The 17,493-nt window shown below is 38.7% G+C and carries 19 protein-coding genes and 1 riboswitch; of the genes, 16 read left to right on the forward strand and 3 right to left on the reverse strand.

Features of this window, described 5'->3' with window-relative positions; all coding sequences use genetic code 11:
- Positions 1 to 71: 71 nt before the first annotated feature.
- A complete protein-coding gene (locus ACWPVZ_RS01290) occupies positions 72 to 797 on the forward strand; it encodes a pseudouridine synthase (RefSeq protein ID WP_002883686.1) in 726 nt (241 codons plus the stop codon).
- Positions 797 to 1,045, forward strand: a complete 249-nt coding sequence (yidD, locus tag ACWPVZ_RS01295) for a membrane protein insertion efficiency factor YidD (RefSeq protein ID WP_002886534.1) — start codon at positions 797 to 799, stop codon at positions 1,043 to 1,045. The genes ACWPVZ_RS01290 and yidD overlap by 1 nt, the downstream gene beginning before the upstream one ends.
- A gap of 22 nt (positions 1,046 to 1,067) precedes the next feature.
- Here the strand turns inward: yidD and ACWPVZ_RS01300 are convergent, their stop codons facing one another.
- Positions 1,068 to 2,507, reverse strand: a complete 1,440-nt coding sequence (locus ACWPVZ_RS01300) for a TrkH family potassium uptake protein (RefSeq protein WP_201041270.1) — start codon at positions 2,505 to 2,507, stop codon at positions 1,068 to 1,070.
- Between the two features lie 6 nt (positions 2,508 to 2,513).
- Positions 2,514 to 3,863, reverse strand: a complete 1,350-nt coding sequence (trkA, locus tag ACWPVZ_RS01305) for a Trk system potassium transporter TrkA (protein WP_201041271.1) — start codon at positions 3,861 to 3,863, stop codon at positions 2,514 to 2,516.
- 277 nt (positions 3,864 to 4,140) lie between these two features.
- Here trkA and ACWPVZ_RS01310 point away from each other — a divergent pair, with 277 nt between their 5' ends.
- The 6 genes from ACWPVZ_RS01310 to ACWPVZ_RS01335 all read left to right on the forward strand — a co-directional run bounded on the left by ACWPVZ_RS01310 (position 4,141) and on the right by ACWPVZ_RS01335 (position 9,962).
- Complete coding sequence (locus tag ACWPVZ_RS01310) at positions 4,141 to 4,650, forward strand: tRNA (cytidine(34)-2'-O)-methyltransferase (protein WP_021143543.1); 510 nt, start codon at positions 4,141 to 4,143, stop codon at positions 4,648 to 4,650.
- A gap of 106 nt (positions 4,651 to 4,756) precedes the next feature.
- Positions 4,757 to 4,879: riboswitch (FMN riboswitch) on the forward strand.
- Positions 4,880 to 4,960: 81 nt separating this feature from the next.
- Entirely contained in the window at positions 4,961 to 5,518 is a 558-nt protein-coding gene (locus ACWPVZ_RS01315) for an ECF transporter S component (protein ID WP_347095310.1), read from the forward strand.
- Between the two features lie 2 nt (positions 5,519 to 5,520).
- Positions 5,521 to 6,171: a phosphatase PAP2 family protein gene (locus ACWPVZ_RS01320; RefSeq protein WP_347095311.1), complete on the forward strand. Its 651-nt coding sequence runs from the start codon at positions 5,521 to 5,523 to the stop codon at positions 6,169 to 6,171.
- Between the two features lie 177 nt (positions 6,172 to 6,348).
- Positions 6,349 to 7,248 (forward strand): XRE family transcriptional regulator, encoded by a 900-nt coding sequence (locus tag ACWPVZ_RS01325; RefSeq protein WP_201042760.1) that lies wholly within the window; start codon positions 6,349 to 6,351, stop codon positions 7,246 to 7,248.
- A gap of 174 nt (positions 7,249 to 7,422) precedes the next feature.
- Positions 7,423 to 9,519, forward strand: coding sequence for a peptide cleavage/export ABC transporter (locus ACWPVZ_RS01330; RefSeq protein WP_155198348.1), 2,097 nt, complete (start codon positions 7,423 to 7,425; stop codon positions 9,517 to 9,519).
- Between the two features lie 110 nt (positions 9,520 to 9,629).
- Positions 9,630 to 9,962 (forward strand): DUF805 domain-containing protein, encoded by a 333-nt coding sequence (locus ACWPVZ_RS01335; RefSeq protein WP_060972183.1) that lies wholly within the window; start codon positions 9,630 to 9,632, stop codon positions 9,960 to 9,962.
- Between the two features lie 50 nt (positions 9,963 to 10,012).
- Here ACWPVZ_RS01335 and ACWPVZ_RS01340 read toward each other — a convergent pair whose 3' ends face one another.
- Positions 10,013 to 11,407, reverse strand: coding sequence for a DUF4153 domain-containing protein (locus ACWPVZ_RS01340; RefSeq protein ID WP_241672525.1), 1,395 nt, complete (start codon positions 11,405 to 11,407; stop codon positions 10,013 to 10,015).
- Positions 11,408 to 11,811: 404 nt separating this feature from the next.
- On the opposite strand from ACWPVZ_RS01340, the gene ACWPVZ_RS01345 reads away from it, so the two are divergent.
- From ACWPVZ_RS01345 to ACWPVZ_RS01380, 8 genes are all read left to right on the forward strand, one after another.
- Positions 11,812 to 12,327, forward strand: coding sequence for an AmiS/UreI family transporter (locus tag ACWPVZ_RS01345; protein ID WP_155198350.1), 516 nt, complete (start codon positions 11,812 to 11,814; stop codon positions 12,325 to 12,327).
- Between the two features lie 24 nt (positions 12,328 to 12,351).
- Positions 12,352 to 12,654, forward strand: coding sequence for an urease subunit gamma (locus ACWPVZ_RS01350; RefSeq protein ID WP_002886558.1), 303 nt, complete (start codon positions 12,352 to 12,354; stop codon positions 12,652 to 12,654).
- 12 nt (positions 12,655 to 12,666) lie between these two features.
- Positions 12,667 to 12,978: an urease subunit beta gene (locus ACWPVZ_RS01355; protein ID WP_003092180.1), complete on the forward strand. Its 312-nt coding sequence runs from the start codon at positions 12,667 to 12,669 to the stop codon at positions 12,976 to 12,978.
- 15 nt (positions 12,979 to 12,993) lie between these two features.
- Positions 12,994 to 14,712 (forward strand): urease subunit alpha, encoded by a 1,719-nt coding sequence (ureC, locus tag ACWPVZ_RS01360; RefSeq protein ID WP_049545718.1) that lies wholly within the window; start codon positions 12,994 to 12,996, stop codon positions 14,710 to 14,712.
- 140 nt (positions 14,713 to 14,852) lie between these two features.
- The gene (ureE, locus tag ACWPVZ_RS01365) at positions 14,853 to 15,305 is read left to right on the forward strand and encodes an urease accessory protein UreE (RefSeq protein WP_002949549.1); all 453 of its coding nucleotides are present in this window, start codon (positions 14,853 to 14,855) and stop codon (positions 15,303 to 15,305) included.
- The gene (locus tag ACWPVZ_RS01370; protein WP_073949314.1) at positions 15,295 to 16,008 is read left to right on the forward strand and encodes an urease accessory protein UreF; all 714 of its coding nucleotides are present in this window, start codon (positions 15,295 to 15,297) and stop codon (positions 16,006 to 16,008) included. Before ureE ends, ACWPVZ_RS01370 begins: the two co-directional genes overlap by 11 nt.
- Positions 16,009 to 16,037: 29 nt before the next feature.
- Positions 16,038 to 16,652, forward strand: coding sequence for an urease accessory protein UreG (gene ureG, locus ACWPVZ_RS01375; RefSeq protein ID WP_002889928.1), 615 nt, complete (start codon positions 16,038 to 16,040; stop codon positions 16,650 to 16,652).
- A 1-nt stretch (position 16,653) separates the two neighbouring features.
- Positions 16,654 to 17,493, forward strand: a complete 840-nt coding sequence (locus ACWPVZ_RS01380) for an urease accessory protein UreD (RefSeq protein WP_414341075.1) — start codon at positions 16,654 to 16,656, stop codon at positions 17,491 to 17,493.

The following is a 17,493-nucleotide window of genomic DNA, read 5'->3' on the forward strand; positions in this document are numbered from 1 at the left end:
AATCATTAAAAATAAAGAAACATAGCAGAGATGCTAGGTAGAAAGGATACAGCTTAAGCTGTAGAAAAAGAATGCGAATTAATAAATATATTGCCCACGCTGGTGTGGCCAGCCGTCGTAAGGCTGAGGAACTGATTAAAGAGGGTCGTGTGACCCTAAATGGTAAGACCGTTACGGAATTGGCAACAATTGTCAAAAATGGTGATATTGTAGAGGTAAATGGTAGCCCAATTTATAATGAAGAGAAGGTCTATTATCTTCTTAATAAACCACGAGGGGTTATTTCTTCGGTATCTGATGAGAAAAATCGTAAGACGGTGATTGACCTCATGCCCCACGTTAAGGAACGTATCTATCCTGTTGGTCGTCTTGACTGGGATACGACGGGGCTTCTTATTTTGACTAATGATGGTGACTTTACCGATAAGATGATTCACCCACGTAATGAGATTGACAAGGTTTATTTGGCGCGTGTCAAAGGTATTGCGACCAAGGAGAACCTTCGTCCTTTGACTCGTGGTGTGGTCATTGATGGTAAGAAAACAAAACCAGCACGTTACAATATTATCAAAGTAGACCATGAAAAGAACCGTTCAGTTGTTGAATTGACAATTCATGAAGGGCGTAACCACCAGGTTAAGAAAATGTTTGAATCAGTGGGCTTGCTTGTTGATAAGTTGTCACGTACGCGTTTTGGTACCCTTGATTTAACAGGGCTTCGCCCAGGTGAATCACGCCGTCTGAATAAGAAAGAAATCAGTCAGCTTCATAACGCTGCTGTCAATAAGGTTAAATAATGAAAAGATTTCTGATTGCTTTAGTAAGGGCTTATCAGAGATGGATTTCTCCCCTATTTCCACCCTCTTGCCGTTTTCGTCCAACTTGTTCGGTTTATATGATCCAAGCAATAGAAATGCACGGTTTAAAGGGAGTTCTTATGGGAGTTGCCCGTATCTTAAGATGTCACCCTTTATCAGAGACTGGCGATGATCCGGTGCCAGATTATTTTAGTCTAAAACGTAATAAAACTCCTTTGGATAAATGAATCCAAAGGAGTTTTTCTATGCTTAAGTTTTTGACCAAGTTTTTGGCAGGAAGAGGAGTAGTAAAGGATAAATTTCCAAACGTCCTGCAATCATAGCAAATCCCATGATAAGCTTAGACAAAGGACTGAAAATAGCAAAGCTATCACTCGTTCCAAGTAAAGGTCCAATATTGTTAAAGGTTGAAGCAGCAGCGCTTGTCACAATCAAGAGGTCTTGATTATCCAGTGATAAAACAGTGACTAAACTTAGTATAATGAGTACATATACAGCTAAATATTTAAGAACACTGTGCTGAGTTTCTTTATCGAGAACACTTCCATTGATATGAAGTGACAGGATACGATTAGGATAGAGACTAGCCAGGGTCTGATTTCGTGCAATCTTAGCAATAATCATAGCACGGATAACCTTGAAACCACCGGCAGTAGAACCTGCTGATCCCCCGATAAACATCAGGAGGAGTAGGATATACTGAGAAAAGAGTGGCCATTTGGTAATATCCGTTAGACCAAAACCGGTTGTTGTGATGATAGTTGACACTTCGAAAAATGAGTATTTGAAAGAGTCAGCCAAATTGTGGTAAATCCCAAAAATATTGAGGATAATCAAACCAGTTGAAATAGCCACAATCGCAAAGTAGGTACGTAGTTCTTCATCTTGGAAGAAAAACTTGATTTTACGAAGGAGAATATAGAAATAAAGGTTGAAGTTAACCCCAAAGAGTAGGGTACCAACAGTAACCACATAGGTAATCAGATCGCTGTGGTAGTGGGCAATAGAGTCATTATAGACAGCAAATCCCCCAGTACCTGCGCCCCCCATAGCAGTGATGATACTATCAAAGATTGGCATACCGCAAAGCCAGAGAATAACAGCAAAAATAACAAACATAGTCAGATAGATGATGTAAAGAATCTGAGCTGTATTTTTGAGCTTGGCAACGACTTTACCAAATACTGGACCAGGCACCTCTGCACGCATAACCTCATGGTGACCATTTTTACTGTTGTTCATGATGGCTAGGGCAAAAACCAATACCCCCATCCCTCCAATCAAGTGGGCGAAGCTTCGCCAGAAAAGTAGGGAGTGGGTAAGTACTCCAGTATCTGTGAGAATAGTAGCCCCCGTGGTTGTGAAACCAGAGCTCATCTCGAAAAAGGCATCAATGACACTTGGAATCTGACCAGCAAAGACGAAGGGCAATCCTCCAAAGAAAGACCAGAGTACCCAACAGAGGGCTACAATAAGCATTCCTTCTTTGGTGTAAATATGGTAGTTCTTCGGTTTAAAGAGAGTACCAAGCACCCCGAGAAAGAGGAGAATCCCCATCGTACCCAAGATGCTGGCAAATACTTTAGCATTTTCTTGATAAATAAGAGCGACGATAAGTGGCACAACCAAGAGAGCAGCCTCAATCAGCAGGAGCTTGGCAATAAGAAAACGGACAATAGAACGATTCATGGCAGCTTACCTCTTCAACAAGTCGTAAATGTGAGTTACATTTTGTAAGAGTGTAACAACCACGATTTTATCCCCGATAGCGAGCCTGTCTTCTCCTGTTGGGAAAATAGATTTTCCATTGCGGATAATAGCAGCGATAAGGACACCGTTAGCAAGTTCAAGCTCAGAAAGTTTCTTTCCGGCGATTTTGTTATTTTCCTTAATTTGGAATTGCAAGGTTTCGATACGACCATTAGCCACATGGTGAAGGGCATCAAGACTAGAGTCTTTGGCATTAAAACGCCCGCGTACAAAGTGCATTACAGTGTCAACAGCGATACTCTTAGGAGTGACAATTGTTGTTGTCTCACGTGGATCGATAATCTCTAAGAGACTAGTACGGTTAACCTTAGTAATATTCTTGTGAATACCAAGGCTTTCGAGGAACATAGAGGTAATGATATTTTCCTCATCTACTCCGGTTAGGGTAGCTACGGCATCATAACTGGCTGCACTTTCCTCGAGAAGAAGGTCTTTAGCAGTACCGTCACCTAAGATCACAGAAACTTCAGGGAAGACCTGACTAAAGGTTTGCGCACGGTCCATTTTTTGCTCAATCAATTTGACCTTAATACGATTGTTTTTCAAGATATTGAGCAAGTAGTAGGAGATGCGCCCAGCACCAATCAACAAAAGTTTTTTGATGCTTTTTGGCTTAATGTAACTGTGGAAAAGTGCCATATCAACACGTTTACCAGTGACATAAATCTTATCCCCAATTTGCATGGTAGCATTTCCATCTGGAATGATGAGTTCACCCTGACGGTGAATCGTACAAACTAGAATATTGCCGAATTTCCTACGGAATTGTTCCATTGTCATACCAGATAATTGGCTATTTTCAGTAACTTTAAATGCCATAAGAATAACGCGTCCATTAGCAAAAGTTTCAACTGATAGGGCGTTTGGAAATTCAACTGTATTGGCAATATAGCGAGCTGTTAAAAGTTCAGGGTTAACTACTAATGAGAATCCAAGAAAGTTTTTGTCTTTGAAATAAGCATTAGAGTATTCTGGGTTACGTACGCGAACAATAGTTTCTTTGGCACCCATTTGTTTAGCCAGAACCGCTGAAATCATGTTCACTTCATCTTTATCGGTCATTGCGATAAAGACGTCACAGTTGCTAACCTCGGCTTGTTCCAAAATTTTAAAATTAGCCCCATTTCCAGCAAAGCCCATAACATCATAGCGTTTGCTGAGGCGTTTGAGGACCTCTTCCTTTTCTTCAATTAAAATAACATCGTGCTTCTCTTCAACAAGAGAACGACAGAGTGCGGTACCGACCTTACCGGCACCTACGACAATAATACGCATGAGTTACCTCCAAATAATCATTACTATGATACTCTATTTTAGCGGAAAAATCATCCTTTTCAGCTAGCTTTATCAACCATTCCTATTTAAGTGAATAAAGGTAAAATTTTTCTTTAAATTGTCTTGACTTTTAGACCAGAAGTGCTAAAATATATTCAAAGATTCGTTATTTTAAATCTAACCTGTCATGATTTAAGCTAATGAACGTCCACAACCATGTCGTCTGCTGAGCTTGACTCCGGGCGACATGGTATTTTTTATGTCTAGGAGAATTGAGATGTCACGTAATCATATTGTCTTGTTTGAACCTCGTATTCCACAAAACACCGGAAATATTGCACGTACCTGTGCAGCGACTAATAGCCCTCTTCATATCATCCGTCCTATGGGCTTTCCAATTGATGACAAGAAAATGAAACGTGCAGGTTTAGACTACTGGGATAAGCTTGACATCACTTATTATGACAATTTGGCAGATTTCATGTCTAAAAATCAAGAGGGTCGTTTGCATTTAGTCACGAAATTTGCGGATAAGACTTATTCAGAAGAGGCCTATGCCGATGGTGAGGACCACTATTTTATGTTTGGTCGTGAGGATACAGGCCTACCTGAAGATTTTATGCGTGAGCATCCTGAAAAAGCTATTCGTATTCCGATGAATGATGAACATGTGCGTAGTCTAAATGTGTCCAATACTGTTTGTATGATTGTTTACGAAGCGCTTCGCCAGCAACAATTTGAGGGGCTAGAGCTGAGTCACCGTTATCAGCATGATAAATTAAAATAGATACTTCATTTTGTTTTGAAAGAATAATTATAGTCATTGACTATCAACAGATTAGAAATCCATAATTTGAAAACCTTGTCACCAAGGTTTTTTTATGTTATCCTTAAAAGGTCTTCAGGGCAGGGTGAAACTCCCGACCGGCGGTGATTCTTTGGATAAGTCCGCGAGCGCAAGCTGATGAGGTGTGATTCCTCAACCGACAGTACAGTCTGGATGGAAGAAGACCAGTCTTTTTGCGTAGGCTTTTTTTGGCATGGGCAAATCCATTGGGAACTTCTTTCAAATTGTTAAAATTTGGAGGAATTTTTTTATGACAAACACACGTAAATTGGCTTACATTGCCATTTTATCCGCAGTTTCATTCTTGTTGCTTTATTTTTCATTTCCATTGATTCCAGCAGCAGATTTTTTGAAGGTTGATTTTTCAATCCTTCCTGTTCTTATTGCCTTGGTTATCTTTGATTTTAAGAGTGCCATTGGTGTTCTCTTGCTTCGTTCATTGTTGAAGCTCTTGCTAAACAATGGTGGACCAGGATCAATGATTGGACTTCCTATGAATTTTGTTGCTCTAGGCGTCTTTGTTTGGGGCCTAAGCTATTTTTGGAAGAAAAATCAAACAAGCAAGAATTATATTCTTGGTTCTGTTTTAGGAACTGTCTTGCTTACAGTTGTTATGGTTATTCTTAACTATATTTATGCATTACCACTCTATGCTAAATTTGCCAACTTTGATATTGCGCAATTTATAGGTCTCTATAAATACCTTTTCGCTATGGTAGTACCTTTCAATTTACTTGAAGGTTTGATTTTTGCAGTAGCCTTTGCTTTGATTTATGCTCCACTTAAGTCTATTCTAGTAAAATTATAAATATGAAACACAAACACACACATTATACTTATGCTTCTTTTGCCTTATTGTTATTTGTTGCTCTCGGTTATATGGCTAAGTTCTATCCTGAAGCCTTGACAGGATTTGATAGCAACATTCAAACTTGGGTTCGAGGAGGCTTACCAGCAGGATTGACACGCTTTTTTAAAACTATTACCATGCTTGGGAATACGCCTGTACAGGCTATTATTGCAATCGTAGCAGTCATCTGGCTTTATCTACGTCAGTATAAATCAGAAGCTATCTTTGTGGGAGCCAGTGGGCTTCTCGCTAGTATCTTGATTGTAAGTTTGAAGTATATTTATCAGCGTCAGCGCCCATCAATTACGCATTTAGTGCATGCTAGTGGTTATTCTTTCCCTAGTGGTCATTCTTTGGGAACTTTTATGATTCTTGGAGCAATTGCCATTGTCCTTGCTCAGCGTTTGGAGAAAAAAGAATCTAAAATAGTAGTTTATGCTATTACTGGACTTCTTATTTTCCTTGTTGGACTTTCGCGTATTTATGTGGGTGTGCATTATCCAACAGATGTTTTAGCTGGCTTTACCTTAGCCTTTGGGTTGCTTAATGCGATTTATCCAACTTATGACCGCATTCGCTTTGAATGGCGATTCCAAAGTAAACAGAAATAAAAAAACATGTAGTTTTGAACTGCATGTTTTTTGATACAAAGGAAGGTCCTTCCTATATAAAATGTATAAAAATAGCTTATTTTCACTATTATTCTGTTAAAAATGCATTAACTATATATTAATTATATTACAATTATGATATAATGTTTTTAAAATTTTGAAATAAAGGAGAGTCTCTTGAACATAAAAGACAGCATTGGACTAAGAATCAAAACTGAGCGTGAATGTCAGCAGATGTCACGTGAAGTGCTATGTTTAGATGGTGCGGAATTGACTGTTCGTCAGTTAATTCGCATTGAAAAAGGGGAGTCGCTCCCGTCTTTGGATAAATTATCTTATATTGCAAAACGTCTAGGAAAAAATATGACCGATTTATTGGATCATGATAATATTACTATCCCTGACGAATACTACGAGATGAAGAATCGTCTGATTAAGTTTCCAACGTATAGAAATCCAGAAAGAATAAAGGCTAAACTTGCCTTAATTGAGGAGGTTTATGAGAAATTCTTTGAACTTCTCCCAGAAGAAGAATTGTTAACTCTAGATATTTTGGAAAATATTTTGAGTTTTACTAGTTGGGAAGAGAGTCCTAAAGTTGAGGAGATATATGAAGACTTATTTGAACAAGTCAAAAGGAAGAGGAAATTCTCAACTAACGATTTATTAGTTATTGACTACTATTTCTTCCATCTTTATGGAAGAAAACAGTATGATAAAAAACTTTTTGAAAGAATCGTAAAGAGAGTATTAAATCAGGAAATTTGGACAGATGATGTCTATAATATTGTTTTGTTTAATGATTTGATGGCTATCGCTGCTTTGAAGATTTTTCACAATTCCTTCTCAGACTTCTTAACAGTTGTGGATAAAGCCTTAGCTGTTATAGAAAAATCACAATTTTATAGTTATAAACCTAGTGTTTTTGTTCTCAAAGCCAAATATGAACTTCTTCATAAAGGAAACAAGAAAGAGGCTGCAGAAAATTACGATAAGGCCATAATGTTTGCTTCCGTTTTAGAAGACTCGGTGCTAGAAGAAAGTATAAAGGCAGGTAAAGCGGCAGATGGTTTATAGAAATGGTGGTGACATAAATGTCACTACTTTTTTAATGGTTAAATGTTTACTATAGAAACATAACTAACAGTTAAAAGGAGTTTTATTTTGAAAAAACTAAAATTATTTACACTATTCTCACTACTTATCACTATCTTGCCTTATTTTGCAGGTTGTCTTTAATAAGGGGTCACCATGTCAAAATATCCATATATTTCACAGGTTGATCAGCGTGATTGTGGTGTCGCTGCCTTGGCCATGATTCTTAAACACTATGGTTCATCTTATAGTTTAGCTTATTTGCGAGAGTTGGCTCAGACTTCTCGTGAAGGTACTTCTGCGCTTGGTTTGGTGGAAGCGGCCAAGCAGTTGGGTCTTGAAACTCAGGCTATTCGTGCGGATTTAGACTTGTTTAAACAAGAAAACCTATCTTATCCTTTTATTGTACATGTGGTTAAAGAAGGTGGGCTGCAACATTATTATACGGTGTTTGGTCAAATCAAGGGGCAGCTTGTTATTGGTGATCCAGATCCTAGCAAGAAGGTCATTAAAATGCCCTTAGAGGAATTTGCCAAAGAGTGGACGGGAGTTGCTCTCTTTTTTGTTCCAGGAGAAGCCTATACTAAATACAAAGAAGATGTACCTGGACTTCTTTCATTTTTACCAATTTTGTTTCGTCGTAAGGGTTTGATTGCAGTTATTGTCTTATTAAGTTTTCTAGTGACCCTTGTTAATATTATTGGTTCTTATTATTTGCAAGCTATTATCGACCGCTTGATTCCTCAGGGGGCCTATAATCTTCTGACCATGATTTCGCTAGGCTTATGTATCTCTTATCTTGCTCAACAAGTTTTTACTTTTTTCAAAGATTATCTTCTACATCGATTGGGTAATTACCTGTCCATCGCTGTCATTCTTCCTTATATCAAGCATGTCCTTTCCTTGCCTATTAGTTTCTTTAGTTCACGTCGTACTGGTGAAATCACGTCACGTTTTGGAGATGCTAACACTATTATTGATGCTCTAGCTTCAACGATTTTATCGATTTTTCTAGATGTGACCATTGTGATGACTCTAGCTGTGGCTCTTATTGTACAAAATCAGTCACTTTTTTTGATGACTCTCACGGTAGTTCCTCTTTATGTTTTAATCATTCTGGTATTCTATAAGCTTTTTGAAAAGGAAAATTATCAATTGATGGAGGCAAATAGTCAGGTCAATACCGCTGTTATTGATGATTTGCGAGGTATTGAAACCTTAAAATCCTTGAGGGGTGAGGAAAGACGCTATCGGGAAATTGAGGTGAAATTCCATGACTATTTGAAGAAGTCTTTGTCTAAGGCCAAGTGGCAATTAACGCAGGATGGGTTAAAGACAGGGGTTCAGTTAGTTTCTAATGTCTTTATCCTCTGGTATGGGGCACAATTGGTTATGGAAGGGCAACTATCTGCAGGTCAGTTGATTACCTATAATATGTTGTTGAATTATTTTACAACTCCTTTAATTAATATCATCAATCTCCAATCTAAAATCCAGCAAGCCAAAGTCGCCAATAATCGTCTTCAAGAAGTTTATGTTGTGGACAAGGAAGAAAAAGGAAAACTTAAAGAGTTATCTTTTAAACAACTTGCTTTTAAAGGAGTCAGTCACCGTTTTAGTTATCAGCAAGAGACTCTTAGTAAGATTGATTTAACGATTCATAAGGGTGAGAAAATCGCCCTCATGGGTAAAAGTGGATCTGGAAAAACGACCTTAGCTAAAATGTTGTCAGGTTATTATACGAAATCTAGTGGTCATGTAACCCTAGATAAAGATGCTATTAGCCATGCGGAGTTGCGTCAAATGGTGACTTACGTTCCCCAGCAGACCTATGTGTTTACGGGAACCATTTTAGAAAATCTGCTATTAGGATTTGAAGGAGAAGTTGACGAGAAAAAACTTCTTAAAGTTTGCCAACAAGCTGATATCTTAGAGGATATTCAAAAAAAGCCACTAGGCTTTCAGACCCAAGTATCTGAAGATGGAGGTCTGTCTGGCGGTCAAAAACAAAGATTAGCTATAGCAAGGGCTCTATTGTCCAAACAACCAATCTTGATTTTTGATGAAGCTACCAGTGGTCTCGATAGTGATACTGAAAGCAGGGTCATGGCTAACCTTGCTAAGATTAAACGAACAATGATTTTTATTGCTCACCGCAATAGTGTACGTCAACATGTCAGTCGTGTAGTGACCATGGTGAGTGGCCAGATTGAGTCAGACAGTCCTAATTTCAATCCATTCCAGTTTATTTAAAATAATCTTCCTATTATATATGTAGAAAACTTAAGAAGTCAAAATTTTCACATCTTGCACCTATCTTATTAATATAGTATACTGGTAGCAGACTATTAAGAGGTGTAAACATGTTAGAGGCATATAAAAATTTTTGGTTAGGCTATCTCGATTTTTATGGTCGTACAAAACGACCAGACTATTGGTGGGTTGTCTTGATTAATGGAATTATCGGTAGTTTGATTTTCCTACTGATGGACTTACTTGGGGAAACAAGAGCTGCTGGCTTTACATTGACAGCTTTCATTCTATTTATAGCAGCAACGGCGCTTCCTACAATTTCTATTCAGATTCGTCGTCTGCGTGATGCCAATTTCAATGTTGCTTGGATTGTATTAAAAGCAACTCCATTAACAGTAGCTCTTTGGGTGATGTATGCCTTTCCCACAAGAGATTCAAAATAACTCCAATATAAAAAGAGTGAAACTACTTAATCTAGTTCCACTCTTTTTTCTTATAAAATAAAGCTACCTAAGAGGCTAACCAAGGTGAAGCTGATAGTTGCATAAAATACAGCGAGACGGGTTGCCTGGATAGGCTTATAAAGTCTAATAAGTGTTAGGACACACCAAATAAAGAGTACTGTGACAAACCAACCTGATAGTAAGCGACGTGGCGTTACACCATAGAGTGCTATATAAACGCCAAAGAGTTTCCAGCCGGCGATAAGGGCAAAGAGGCTAGCAAAAGTAAAGAGTAGGGTACTCAACAAACGAAGCCCCTTGTGGGTGAAGAAGTTTTCTTTAGAAAAAATATAAATTCCAGCTAGGATTCCCAAGTTAAGGGTAGAGACTCGAACTAATTGCCAGAAGCCCTGAACAGCAATATGTGAGGCTTGATGGGCTGGAATGTTGACTTGGTTGAGAGAAAGGAGTTCTCCCATTTGACTAGTGGCAGTTAATATGAATAGGGCATAAGTAAGGCAGAGGCTTCCGAGTACGATATAAGCTGCTACTTTTGGAAACTGACGGGTTGTTTTAAGACGGCCTTCAAATCGTTTTTGACTAAGTGGCTTTTCTTTTGCCAAATAGGTTGCAATGAGTTGAGCAAAAAGTCCTAGAGCCAGAGGGATACTGGTTATTAAACGAGAGAACAATAATCCGTTATCCTTGAAGGTGATAGTGAAATCAAGTAGAGTAGCAAGTGTCTGGAAGAACTGTTGCCAAAGTTGTCCGAAAGCAGGCAAGACCTGACTAAGCTGACTAGCAGCGAATACAGTCAGTACCAAGGCAATAATGATACTAATGAGAATCATCCATTTGTGGTTCTGAACTGCGTGTTTTTCTTCTTCAGAGAGCTCTTGTTTAGGTGCTGTTTTATAGAGTAGTGTCCAGGCTCCGATAAAGAAATATTTCAGTGGGAAGATGCAGCTAGTGTATATGAGGTCTAGCCAAACCATAATTCCCAAACGGTATTGACTACTTTGTCCAGTACGTGCCATTAAGTAAAGGAGGATACTCGCATGAAGGCAAAAAATCTGAGTGCTCCCCCAGTTGTCGTGCAGACCCCAAAGACTAATTTGTAAACCTTGTAGTAGACTAGTGACCATAAATATTACCGATTCAAGTCGCATTCCCTTTGCTTTTCCACCTAATAGACGGCACCCCAGTTCAATCGTGCTTATCAAGACAAGGGTTGCTGGAAAGGCAAAGGAAAAATGGGTCAAGTAAGTGACATATAGGAAGCAGGCCACGAGACAGGCGACAATCAGTCCCTTAATTTTCCAAATGTCTTTTGGTGAAAAATATTCCAAGAGTTTCTTGGTTCTGGTTTGAAGACTAGTCTTTTCGTCGGAATATTCCTGGGAGACTAGCTGTAAATTAGTAGTATAGTTATTTGTTTCCATCATAATTCTCCTTTTGGATGTTAGTCCAAAAAAGACTTTATCATAAAAAATGTTCGATTTTGTCACCCAACTGTAAAATTACTAAAAATAGGTCTATGGACTTAGGTCTGGAGAATGAGTTGGAAAAATAGGTGAGTAAAAAATATTGTGCTCACATTGAATGATAGATTGTACGGGCTATATTGTCAGAAACTGTCAAATGCTAAAGATAGTTTTTTAGAGATTAACTGTTTGTTTATCTGGGATTGAGCAAAGGACTTCAATCGAGGATCACTAAAGGTGATGTCATTTTTTGACACTATATGTTAGATTGACTACCATCTAAATGTTGCGAAATTTCTGAAAATTCGTTGACATGTGTTGTCAAAGTAGTATGATATTAACATAAAAAAACTTAGGAGGTTCTTATGTTAGGTGTTATCCTACTCTATGTTGGCATGGTTTTGATGAGTAATGGATTTCATCGCTTGGAAGGTATTCCCGACAAATCAAATGTTGTTATGAATATCTTTACAGGTGGTTTGGGATTGATTCTCAACATTATTGTCATTGCTTATGGGGCCTGCACAGGAAAAGGCGCTGAATGGTTTTATGGTAGTGCCACAGGTCTTTTGTTTGCTTTTACATATCTTTATTCAGCTATCAATACAATCTTTGATTTTGATCAACGTTTGTACGGCTGGTTTAGCTTGTTTGTGGCAATTAATACGATACCAGCAGGGATTCTTTGCTTAACATCTGGATATGGTGGTAATGCTTGGTATGGTATTATTTGGTTCTTGTGGGGTATTCTATGGCTAACTGCCTTTATTGAAATTAACCTTAAGAAGGATCTAGGGAAATTTGTTCCTTACCTAGCTATTTTCGAAGGAATTATAACAGCTTGGATTCCAGGGCTTTTGATGCTTTGGGGCAAGTGGTAAGCATTGATTTAAGGAGGAAAAACGATGCAATTGACAATGCGTGAGCAGGAAAAAATGATGATTAGTCTTGCGGCTATGATTGCTCAACGACGTAAAGATAAAGGAATCAAATTGAATCACCCGGAAGCAGTCGCTTTGATTACAGACTATGTACTTGAAGGTGCAAGAGAAGGTAAGACGGTTGCTCAATTGATGGATGAAGCTCGTAATCTCTTAACACGTGAAGATGTTATGGAGGGAATTGCAGAAATGATTCCAATGATTCAAGTTGAAGCTACTTTTACAGACAGTACAAAATTGGTTACTGTTCATGATCCTATTCAGTAAGGAGAAAATGTAATGATTCCAGGTGAATACCATGTGGCGAGTGAGCCAATTGATTATAATGGTGGTTACGAAGCCATTAGTATTGAAGTAAAAAATGTGGGTGACCGTGCTGCTCAAGTGGGTTCTCACTACCATTTTTATGAAGCAAACGAAGCTGGTCTTCAATTTGATCGTGAAAAGGCGCGAGGCAAACGTCTAGATATTCCAGCAGGTACAGCCATTCGTTTTGAGCCAGGTGAAACGAAAACAGTACAACTTATTGACTTTGGAGGGAAACGTCGTATTTTTGGTTTCAATAACAAAGTCAATGGTTTCTTAGACTAGAAAGAGGACAAATCGATGAGTTTTAAAATGGATCGTGAAGAGTATGCTCAACACTATGGACCAACTGTAGGTGATAGCGTACGTCTTGGAGATACCAATCTTTTTGCAGCCATTGAAAAAGACTTTACTGTTTATGGACAGGAATCCAAGTTTGGTGGCGGTAAAGTTTTACGTGATGGTATGGGTGTCAGTGCTACGGAAACACGTGATAATCCATCAGTGGTTGATACCATTATTACAGGTGCAACCATCATTGACTATACAGGTATAATTAAAGCAGATATCGGTATTCGTGATGGTAAGATTGTTGCTATTGGTCGCGGTGGTAACCCAGATACAATGGACAATGTGGACTTTGTTGTGGGTGCTAGTACAGAAGCCATTGCTGCAGAAGGTTTGATTGTGACTGCTGGTGGTATTGACCTCCACGTACATTATATTTCTGCTGACCTTCCTGAATTTGGTTTGGATAATGGAATTACGACCCTCTTTGGTGGTGGTACTGGTCCTGCTGACGGTAGTAATGCAACAACATGTACACCAGGTAAATTCCATATTACTCGTATGTTGCAAGCTGTTGACGATATGCCTGCTAACTTTGGTTTCCTTGCCAAAGGTGTTGGTTCTGAGACTGAAGTGGTTGAAGAGCAAATTAAAGCTGGTGCAGCAGGAATTAAGACACACGAGGACTGGGGTGCGACTTACGCAGGAATTGATAATTCCCTTAAAGTTGCGGATAAATACGATGTTTCTTTTGCGGTCCACACCGACTCTTTGAATGAGGGTGGATTTATGGAAAATACTTTGGAATCTTTCCAAGGTCGTACTGTTCATACCTTCCATACCGAAGGTTCTGGTGGTGGGCACGCTCCAGATATTATGGTCTTTGCAGGTAAGGAAAATATTTTGCCATCATCAACTAACCCAACTAACCCATATACTACAAATGCTATTGGTGAGTTGTTAGATATGGTTATGGTTTGTCACCACTTGGATCCAAAAATCCCAGAAGACGTATCCTTTGCCGAATCACGTGTTCGTAAACAAACTGTGGCTGCAGAAGATGTTCTTCACGATATGGGAGCCCTTAGTATCATGACTTCAGATGCCATGGCAATGGGACGTGTCGGTGAAGTAGCAATGCGTTGTTGGCAACTAGCTGATAAGATGAAGGCTCAGCGTGGTCCACTTGAAGGGGATTCAGAGTTTAACGATAATAACCGTATTAAACGTTACGTGGCTAAATATACAATTAACCCTGCCATCACCAATGGTATTGCGGACTATATCGGTTCTGTAGAAGTTGGTAAATTTGCAGATTTGGTTATCTGGGAACCAGCACAATTTGGTGCAAAACCTAAGTTGGTGCTTAAGGGTGGTATGTTAACTTATGGTGTTATGGGTGACGCTGGTTCAAGTCTTCCAACACCTCAACCACGTATCATGCGTAAATTATATGGTGCTTACGGTCAAGCGGTTCACCAAACAAATCTTACATTCGTCTCTCAATATGCTTATGATCACGGTATCAAAGAAGAAATTGGTTTGAATAAGATTGTTCTTCCTGTTAAGAATACGCGTAACTTGACTAAGCGTGATATGAAGCTTAATGACTACGCTCCAAAAACAATCCGTATCGATCCACAGACCTTTGATGTCTTTATTGATGATGAGTTGGTTACTTGTGAGCCAATCCATACGACATCATTGTCTCAACGTTATTTCTTGTTCTAAGGAAAACGCTATATACATGAGGCTGGAATTTTTCCTCCAACCTCTTTTGTATTTTACAGCCATAACGTTTTTAGCACTTTATTAGGTTGCTATATGAGTCTGATGCTAGATTTTTAAAATGTAATAGAAAAGGAAAATGTATGATTTTTACAAAAGTAGATGCTCTTGTTAAGGATATCGATGTGGACAAATACCATATTGAAACAGTCATTCTTTCGAGTGACGATCTTAACAAAAAAATTATTCGTGTGAAGAGTGATCATGGGAATGAATTTGGTATTCGTCTTGATAAGGGACAAAAATTGCAAAATGGATCTGCCTTTTTTATCGATGATCACCATGTCCTAGCTATTGGTGTTGAGTCACAGGATTTGATTGTCATCTCACCTAAAGATATGGATGAAATGGGAATCACAGCTCATATTCTTGGAAATACTCATAAACCGATTGAGGTGAAAGATGCCAAGATTTATTTAGAGGTTGACCCAGTTGTAGAGCAAGTCTTGACTCAAAAAGAGATTGCTTACACGATTGAAGAAGTGGTCCTTGATAAGCCCCTACGCCATGTGAATTTAACTGCCCATGAACATTAATCCCTTTGCTAATGTGTCTTTGCAAGATTATCTTGAAATTGTGCAAATTGTCGATTCAACCTTTCCAATTGGATCATTTAACCACTCATTTGGGATGGAAAATTATCTGCGTGAAGATACTGTAACAGATGATAAAGGTTATGAAGAGTGGCAAGAAGCCTATTTAGCTAGTCAGTTTAAATATGGTGAAGGTCTTGTAATCAAACTGGTTTATGATGCTATGGTTACAGATAACATAGAGCAGGTCTGGCATTATGATAAGGTCTTGACAGTTTCGACGCAAGCGCGTGAAACAAGACAGGGGACTAAAATGATTGCTAAGCAAATGCTTCGACTCATTCAAAGGCTTCATGCTATTCCGGTATTGGATGACTATCAGTCTAAAATACGTAAGGGTGTGGTCTTCGGCAATCCAGCTATTGTCTTTGCGCTCTATGTGTTTAACAAGGGCTTGGGATGTAGTGAAGCCATAGCACTTTATGGCTATAGTGTGATTTCGACGATGGTTCAAAATGCTGTGCGTGCCATTCCCCTTGGACAGTTTGCTGGACAGGAGATTGTTTTACGTAGCTTTTCACAATTAGAAAAAATGACACAAGAAATTCAAGAATTGGATGCGTCCTACCTTGGGGCCAATACGCCTGGTCTTGAATTAGCTCAGATGAAACATGAAACACAGGTATTCCGCCTATTCATGTCCTAAAATATCAACAAGGTTGAGAGGAAAAAACAATGACAAAACGTACTGTAATTATTGGAGTTGGTGGACCTGTTGGTTCAGGTAAAACCCTTTTGCTTGAGCGTCTTACACGACGTATGTCCGACTTAAATTTAGCAGTTATTACTAACGATATCTATACAAAAGAAGATGCCCTTTTCTTGGCTAAAAATTCAAGCTTAGACGAAGACCGTATCATTGGTGTAGAAACTGGAGGATGTCCTCATACTGCGATTCGTGAGGATGCCTCTATGAACTTTGAAGCGATTGAAACTCTTCAAGAACGCTTTAACCATGATTTGGATGTTATTTTCCTTGAAAGTGGTGGAGACAACTTGGCTGCGACCTTCAGCCCTGATTTGGTTGATTTTACCATTTATATTATTGACGTTGCTCAGGGTGAAAAAATCCCACGTAAGGCTGGTCAAGGGATGATTAAGAGTGATTTGTTCTTGATTAATAAGACTGATCTTGCACCTTATGTTGGAGCCAACCTAGACCGTATGCGTGAAGATACCCTTCATTTCCGTAACGAAGATTCTTTCATTTTCACAAATTTGAATAATGATGACAATGTTAAGGAAGTAGAAGAATGGATTCGTAAGAATTTCCTACTAGAGGACTTGTAAGATGACACAAGCATATGATGGCTTTGTCCATCTTGGATTTTCAAACAGAAATGGTCGTACAATTTCCCACAAGAAATATCAAGAAGGTAACTCTCGAGTGTCAGCGGATAATTCAGATGCCAATGGCGTTCCTTACTATTTCCTAATTAATATGGGTGGGGGCTTTGTCGAGGGTGAGCAGTATCAAGTGACCATTGATGTTAATAAAGATGCTCATGCCTTGGTGACAACTCAAACACCTACCTATGTTTACAAGTGTGAGAAAGAACAGTTGACACAACAGAATACGTCTATCACACTTGAAGAAAATAGTTATTTGGAGTACATGGCTGATGAAGTTATTCCATATTTAAAATCACGCTATTTCCAAACAAGTCGTATTGATATGGATAAGTCTGCCCACTTGATTTATTCAGATGGTGTAACGGCAGGTTGGTCTCATGAGGATTTACCGTTTCAATACCATTATTTTCGTAATTTGACACAAATTTACCAAGATAATGAACTTGTTTATAGCGATCAGACTCTCTTAGAGCCTCAGAAACAAGATATGTTTAAACTTGGTTATTTTGAAGGATGGCGTAATTACAATAGCTTGGTAATGGTGTCACCAAATATTGACGAGGCTTTTGTTAAGGCTTTGCGGAAGTACTTAGAAGGGCTAAATCTTGAGTCTGATTTTGCCATTTCATCCTTAGATATCTCAGGTTTGGTGTTACGTATCTTAGGAAAAACTGCTGAGGATAATCGTCGCGTCATTTATTCTTGTGCAGACTATTTTAGACAAGAAATACATGGATTAACCCCTTTGAATTTGAGAAAAAATGATATGAGGAGATAA

Source organism: Streptococcus sp. Marseille-Q6379, assembly GCF_965119505.1.